Genomic DNA, 6,000 nt, shown 5'->3' with positions numbered 1-6,000 from the left:
CTGCGACCAGCCGGTTAACAGCCGGCTGCTCTACCAACTGAGCTACCGGGGAACAGAAGTGTTATTCGATGAGGGGTGTATTTTAGCAAAAATTTTTATGGAATAGGGAGATTTTTTAAATGTCAAAGTCCTCGGTCTCGTCTTCATCCGAGGAGGCATCTGTATTGCCATCTGCCAATGCGGCATAGTGCTTCGCCCACGTGAGGTAGAGATTTCCACTATCACGCATGGTGTCAGCTGCCTTGACTAGCTTATCGACAAGATCGGGGTCTTTACCTGTGGCATCAATTACTGCTGCTCGCCGCTCAATGGCTCGAGGGTACTCATTAATCAATCCAGCAATCTCTCTCAGGAGTTCGTTGATTACGTTATCTTCATGTTCCATGTAGGTACCTTACGGGCCGCCAACAAAAAACCCCATAGCGTCAACGCTATGGGGTTTTCGAGTTCAACCCAATATCGTTCAGCCCTGGTAGGCTTGTCCTAACGCTGCAGATTCACCTTTTTTGGTCATCAGTTGGCCTGTGGCACTGACGGCCTGCATGGTGATGGCGAAGTGTTTGGCTGCATCACATACGATGACGCAGAGTTCACAACCTTTACAACGGTCTATGACGACTTCCGCCACCATCTTGTTGGTGTTTAAGTCCAGACAGTTCGCTTCAGGGCAGTACATGATACACAGCCGGCAACCCTTCTTCGCTGTGCACTTTTCATCGATGACTTGCGCGACGTTATACATGCAATGTGATTCCTTCTCTTACGCTGCGACGGCCGGATTGCCGACGCGCAGCTCGATCTTGTTCTTGTCAGCCCATTCACTGGCGATTTCATAGGCGGCTTTCACAGTGGCCAAGTTCTTGGCTAACAGCATTTCCTTCTTGGCAAATTTCTTCTTGATGGCTTCGTCTAAGGAGGCGGTTCCTCCGGAGGCCACAAACTTCTTTCCAAACCGCTCCTGAAGCGCACCGTCGAGGGCCTCCAGTGAGACACATTTCGTAATGCCTGAGACAGAACCGATCATCGCCATATTCGTCGACAGCTCGGTGCCAGCCACCTCAATAGCCAACTCGGTACCAGCGATGTAAAACACGGCAACGTTCAAGTCCTTGAGCCGATCCACATCCTCATTGGATAGTAACGGCTGTGCGGAATTGATGATGACGACGCCGCCTTCTTTTACACCTGAGTAAAATGGCATGGTGTAACTTTTGCCCATGGTAATAACTTGAGGATGAAAAACCTGAATGACATCCGGGAACACCAACTCACCACGGTCATAGATTCTCTCAATGCCAATGCGGCAATAGCTCTCCGCTGGCGCCATGCGCTTCTCGGCGCCGAAAAACGGGTTGGATATGGAGAACTTACCATCTCGGTTCGCAGCCATGGCCAAGACATGTGCTGCTGTAACCGCACCCTGTCCGCCCAAGCCTGACATCCGGATATTCAATCGTCTCTTAATCATGTCTGCCTCCGGTCTAAACTATGCGGATGCTTGTCCTGCTAGCTGCTTGGCGGCTGCTTTCCGCTCTTTATCCTTGGCTGCCAATTCTGCTAGCAATTGTTTGGCTGGTTCGCTGATGTACTCCTTGTACGCAAACCGTTCAGTTGGCTTTTCCGAATCGCGCATTTCCTGTAACCCTTCCATGCTGTTCTTGCCAATTTCAAGAATGCATGGCGTATAAAGCTGAAGATAGGTCGGGCCAATTTCTCGGGCGACATGCACTGCATTTCGGATGACCTTTTCAACGAGCGATGGCTTGCTGACTGTGCAATTGACGACATAATGGCAGCCGGACTCGCGGGCGATCTCAGGCAGCCGCACCTTATCGAACAGCTTACCAACTGGTGCCATCTTTGCGACGAATCCCTTCTGCATGAGTCCACTTTCCTGGCCACCAGTGTTGGCGTAGAGTTCGTTATCGAAGCAGATCGTGGTGAACTTTTCTTGACGGAACCAGGCCTGTAAAGTCATATCCAAGCCGATGTCAACCGTGGCTCCGTCACCAGCAAGGACTACGACATCCTTTACTCTGCCTGGGAATCGAACACTGAGCGCACGTTTCAGGCCTGATGCGATTGCGTTTTGATTGCCGAACAGTGAATGGATGTTATGGACGGCAACCATCGGGAAGACCAAGCTTGTACAGCCGGTGGACCCGACCATTACCGTATCTTCTGGATTCGGCAGTGAAGCTAAAATGTACCGGAAGGCCATTGATTCTGGACAGCCAGCACATAGTGAGTGTTGTTCAATCAGTTCCTTTGAAGTTCCGATATCTTTCCATCCACGATCCTCTTTGCCGTATGTTGCACTCTTCACAAGGTCTTGATAGTCCGACGGCATGATGTCGTATAGGGCTTCGGAGATTTGTATACGCTCTTTGCTCATATATCCTCCTCAGTATCGCTTGTTAGGGCGCACAGGTTCGAAGTTCAAGGGTCTCAGCTTCCACGACCAGCCATGGAGAAGGTTTTCATCCCTAGGGCGGTCTTGATTTCCGACACGATAATCTCGGGCGGCATGGTCATTCCGCCGCAGACGTGCGGACCGGCATGGACACGTTGGGAGTTCGGAACTGTAGCTCGAATTTCTTTAGCTAGCCATCCGGTGACATTGAATTCCGGTACAAAGATGTGCTTTGCGTTTTTGGTGGCCTGTCGAATCTCCTCCTCTGGCCACGGGCGTAGTGCTTTCACCTTCACAAGGCCGCATCGCACGCCTTCGTCTTCCAGCATGCGGATGGCCTCACGACCCTGTGAAACAGCCGTACCTGAAGCCACGATCACGATGTCCGCGTCCGTATTCTCCGTATCGACCAGGCCATTCAACCAATGGATCGTGTGCTTACGTGAGCGTTCAACTGCGGCCCAGATCTCTTGCTGCCAGCTGGCATGTGTTGCGTAGCTGATGTAGTTGCTCTTCATAACGAATGGATCACGCATCATGCGCACGGGAGGACATTCCATATCCATACATGGCACAGGTGATCGATAGGGATCATAAGGTGGAAGACACATGTCGGCTGGCGTGAGGTTCACCACATCTTTTGTATGTGTGACAAAAAAACCGTCACAACATAGTGCGAGCGGGAGGTGTACATCAGGCTCCTCAGACACGATGTATCCCTTCAGAATCCAATCGAAAAAATCTTGAGCGGTCTCCGCATGCCACACCAACATGCCGGTATTCAGAAGATACGCAATTTCAAGCGTATCCGGTTGAATTGACAGGGGTGAGTTGATTCCTCGACACGTCACAATCATTTGAATCGGCAACCGGGCACCGGCCCACATCGGAAAATTTTCCATGGCTCGCATAGTGCCAGGGCCTGCTGTAGTCGTAAACACGCGGGCTCCACCGAATGACGCTCCTGCACATTGCGACATCACGGCGAACTCACTCTCTCCGCGGAAGTAGTCTCCGATATAGCCTTCGGCGAATAACTCACCGATCAATGCGGCGGCTTCACTCTGCGGCGTGATTGGGTAGGCGATCATGACATCGCAGCTTGCCCGACGGATGGCTTCTTTGATGACTTCGCTGCCCGTGTAGAAGGAAGGCGTCCGCGGCGCCTCGTTCATCATTTTCCAGGTATCTGTATAAGTCTGGCCCTTTTTATTTTTGGTTCCAATGATTGAGTGTGTATCCGCCATAAGTTCAGCCTCCTTGTCATATATCGTTCGCAGGGGCAATCAGTTAACTTGAAGCCCCATTCTTGGCTGATGTCAGCCGTGGTTGGACCGTCCCTTTCAATCGCTTTACAGTATCGGCCAATCTCATAATCTTCTCGACCGAGGCGTCACGGAATGAGAGCATTGCGTCTTCATGACCTGCCTGGGCACACATGGCGATGGTATAGCAAGAGGTGCCACCACGAATGATCTTCAGGGATAGATTGGCCTGGTGGCAATGGACGCCGATGAACATGCAGCAATCAATTTTGTTATGCCAGATTGTCAAATTCGGATGATTCGGGTTGATCTCAACTTCTGGATTGATCTTGGGATATTTGGGACGATAGTCGGGCATAGGAATGAGCATCGGTTTTTGCCCGGACTGGACGCATTCCTTCAGGGTGTTGAAGAGATGGCGAACAGCCGTAGCTTTCTTAGCAGCCTTCTCATTCCACGCCCATAGAACGAGCGGCCCTGGGAAGATAGTTGGAACCTTGGCCATCAAAAATTGGCGAGCAGCCTCTTCATAGGCCTTATCTTCCGAAGTGATGACACCATTAATATGAGCTTCTCCTGGATTGGGCAAGCTAATTCCCATACTTGCGGCAGCCGGGGGAAGAAAGTGTTCGGGGCCTGGAAGCACACGATAGTCACTCATCGCAACCTACACTCCGAATGAAAATAAAGGTTTATGAAATAAACGCCATTTTTAGGCACGTGGTTCGCTTAATCACTTTATGCTCTTTCCTACCCCTCTGCAAGACCACAGAAGCCCCACGTGAAGGAGATTTCGGGGCACTGCCGAATTAGATAATTTAGGTCTTTTGCCCCTTATAGTCACAAATTGGGAGGGCACGCCAACATCAGCGAGGGCAGCTCATTATAGGTGTCGATCATTTAGATTGTCAACGAAGGCTCAGCGAGAGCACGAAGGGGCTGTACTCCGAGAGAATGAAGAATGATTCGCCTCGGGCATATTCTCTAAGGTAGTTGATTGCAAGCCATCATCGATCCGAGTTTGCAGGCCTGAGAAAAGTCAATTTTGGCAGAATTTCCCAGCAACGCATCTTGGTAGAGTTGGGCCCTTGCCTGCAAGGCGCGCGTATCTAATGGGTCAACTTTTAGGATTGTACTGAGATCCTCAATTGCGAGAGCTGGTTGCTTCAACTGCTGATAGATTGTGCTTCTGAGAAAATATGATTCCTTTTGGTAGGGAATCCAGCTTGCGTGTAGGTGGGGGGGGAGGCTTTTTTGCAACATGGAAAGGGCGGGAGACCATTGTCTCTGAGTCACTAGTTTTTTGGCCTCAGCAGTATACAAGGTGATCAGCCGAAGCCTTGCCAGATCAAAGAAAGGAGCCAATTTCAGTGCTTGCTCGAACGACAGTATGGCTTCCTGAGGGCGATTCAGCCAGGTATCGACATCACCTTTTCCCAAAAGGGCCCAGACATTGTGGGGGTCGATAAGGAGTGCACGGTCGAAATCCATTCGAGCACTATCGACGTACTCAGAGTATTCACTTGGCCGTCTTTTATTCGAGTAGGCAACGGATGCGAGGCTCAAGTAGGTCTGACCGCGGAGGATAAGTGGGTCGATAAATTGGGGATCTAGCACAGTTGCTCGAGATGTCAACTCGAGTTTCAGTGGGAGTTCTTGAGCCGTTAGCGCTTTCTCGAGCAAAGTTCGGGCTTGTGCTTGAGGCATCTTGTTGAGGCTGACCGGTTCAATCATGAGGGTTCGCACTCCTGATGATGAAGCTCTGAGAGCCTCAAGTTGGGTCTTGAGCGAAGCATTCTCCTTCTGAATGAGACGATAGTGTTCGGCGAGTTGCTGTTCTGAGTGCCATTTTTGAACCGCTGCCTTTAGACTATCCAGATCAACGATTGCGCGGATCCGGACATAAATGTTAGGGCGGTCATTTGCGAAGGTACGACGAGACTCAAGAATTTCAGTCTTTGTAATCGCCCCGGCGATAGTCCGGATCTCCAACGAGCTTATCTGGACGCTCCCGCCGGCTTCTGTTTTTTCCCTATCGAGGAAAGTAGATTCGATGTACAGCCCAGCTTCCTCCACTGCCTTACGTTGAGCTCGTTGGAGTACTCGTTCCTCTGCTGCAGCAAGGGTGTCGCTATCTCCCATCACATAATGTGCTTCGGCTACGACAGCGGTTTCTAAGGCGGATGCGGGATGGGGCCACGCGAGTAGGAAGATGGTGATGAGGGAAGGTAGGCTCCGTAGCCGATGGAAATTCATGCACAAACTATACAGCTTGACCGTGCAGCCAGACAATGCACCCAAAAGTGGAAGGCAGGGGGGCAA

The 6,000-nt window shown here is 50.9% G+C and carries 7 protein-coding genes; all 7 read right to left on the bottom strand.

Annotation, left to right across the window (positions count from 1 at the left end; all coding sequences use genetic code 11):
* Positions 1–115 precede the first annotated feature (115 nt).
* The 7 genes from ACMTNU_RS16625 to ACMTNU_RS16595 all read right to left on the bottom strand — a co-directional run bounded on the left by ACMTNU_RS16625 (position 116) and on the right by ACMTNU_RS16595 (position 5,754).
* Entirely contained in the window at positions 116–385 is a 270-nt protein-coding gene (locus tag ACMTNU_RS16625) for a hypothetical protein (RefSeq protein ID WP_413936422.1), read from the bottom strand.
* Positions 386–463: 78 nt separating this feature from the next.
* Positions 464–742, bottom strand: coding sequence for a pyruvate ferredoxin oxidoreductase (locus ACMTNU_RS16620; RefSeq protein WP_086424666.1), 279 nt, complete (start codon positions 740–742; stop codon positions 464–466).
* 18 nt (positions 743–760) lie between these two features.
* Positions 761–1,468, bottom strand: a complete 708-nt coding sequence (locus ACMTNU_RS16615; protein WP_413936421.1) for a 2-oxoacid:acceptor oxidoreductase family protein — start codon at positions 1,466–1,468, stop codon at positions 761–763.
* An 18-nt stretch (positions 1,469–1,486) separates the two neighbouring features.
* The gene (locus ACMTNU_RS16610) at positions 1,487–2,395 is read right to left on the bottom strand and encodes a thiamine pyrophosphate-dependent enzyme (protein WP_086424668.1); all 909 of its coding nucleotides are present in this window, start codon (positions 2,393–2,395) and stop codon (positions 1,487–1,489) included.
* Positions 2,396–2,448: 53 nt separating this feature from the next.
* Positions 2,449–3,660, bottom strand: a complete 1,212-nt coding sequence (locus ACMTNU_RS16605; protein ID WP_086424669.1) for a transketolase C-terminal domain-containing protein — start codon at positions 3,658–3,660, stop codon at positions 2,449–2,451.
* A gap of 43 nt (positions 3,661–3,703) precedes the next feature.
* Entirely contained in the window at positions 3,704–4,339 is a 636-nt protein-coding gene (locus ACMTNU_RS16600; protein ID WP_413936420.1) for a carbon monoxide dehydrogenase beta subunit family protein, read from the bottom strand.
* 323 nt (positions 4,340–4,662) lie between these two features.
* Positions 4,663–5,754, bottom strand: a complete 1,092-nt coding sequence (locus ACMTNU_RS16595; RefSeq protein WP_413936419.1) for a tetratricopeptide repeat protein — start codon at positions 5,752–5,754, stop codon at positions 4,663–4,665.
* Between the last annotated feature and the right edge of the window lie 246 nt (positions 5,755–6,000).

The organism is Nitrospira sp. BLG_1 (assembly GCF_047338595.1).
Classification (GTDB): domain Bacteria; phylum Nitrospirota; class Nitrospiria; order Nitrospirales; family Nitrospiraceae; genus Nitrospira_D.
Note: the sequence above shows the minus strand (reverse complement) of the source record. Positions and strands in the feature narration are given on the sequence as shown.

Coding starts and splice junctions, on each gene's coding strand:
- ACMTNU_RS16625 (WP_413936422.1), bottom strand. CDS start 385: ATGGAACATGAAGATAACGTAATCAACGAACTCCTGAGAGAGATTGCT.
- ACMTNU_RS16620 (WP_086424666.1), bottom strand. CDS start 742: ATGTATAACGTCGCGCAAGTCATCGATGAAAAGTGCACAGCGAAGAAG.
- ACMTNU_RS16615 (WP_413936421.1), bottom strand. CDS start 1,468: ATGATTAAGAGACGATTGAATATCCGGATGTCAGGCTTGGGCGGACAG.
- ACMTNU_RS16610 (WP_086424668.1), bottom strand. CDS start 2,395: ATGAGCAAAGAGCGTATACAAATCTCCGAAGCCCTATACGACATCATG.
- ACMTNU_RS16605 (WP_086424669.1), bottom strand. CDS start 3,660: ATGGCGGATACACACTCAATCATTGGAACCAAAAATAAAAAGGGCCAG.
- ACMTNU_RS16600 (WP_413936420.1), bottom strand. CDS start 4,339: ATGAGTGACTATCGTGTGCTTCCAGGCCCCGAACACTTTCTTCCCCCG.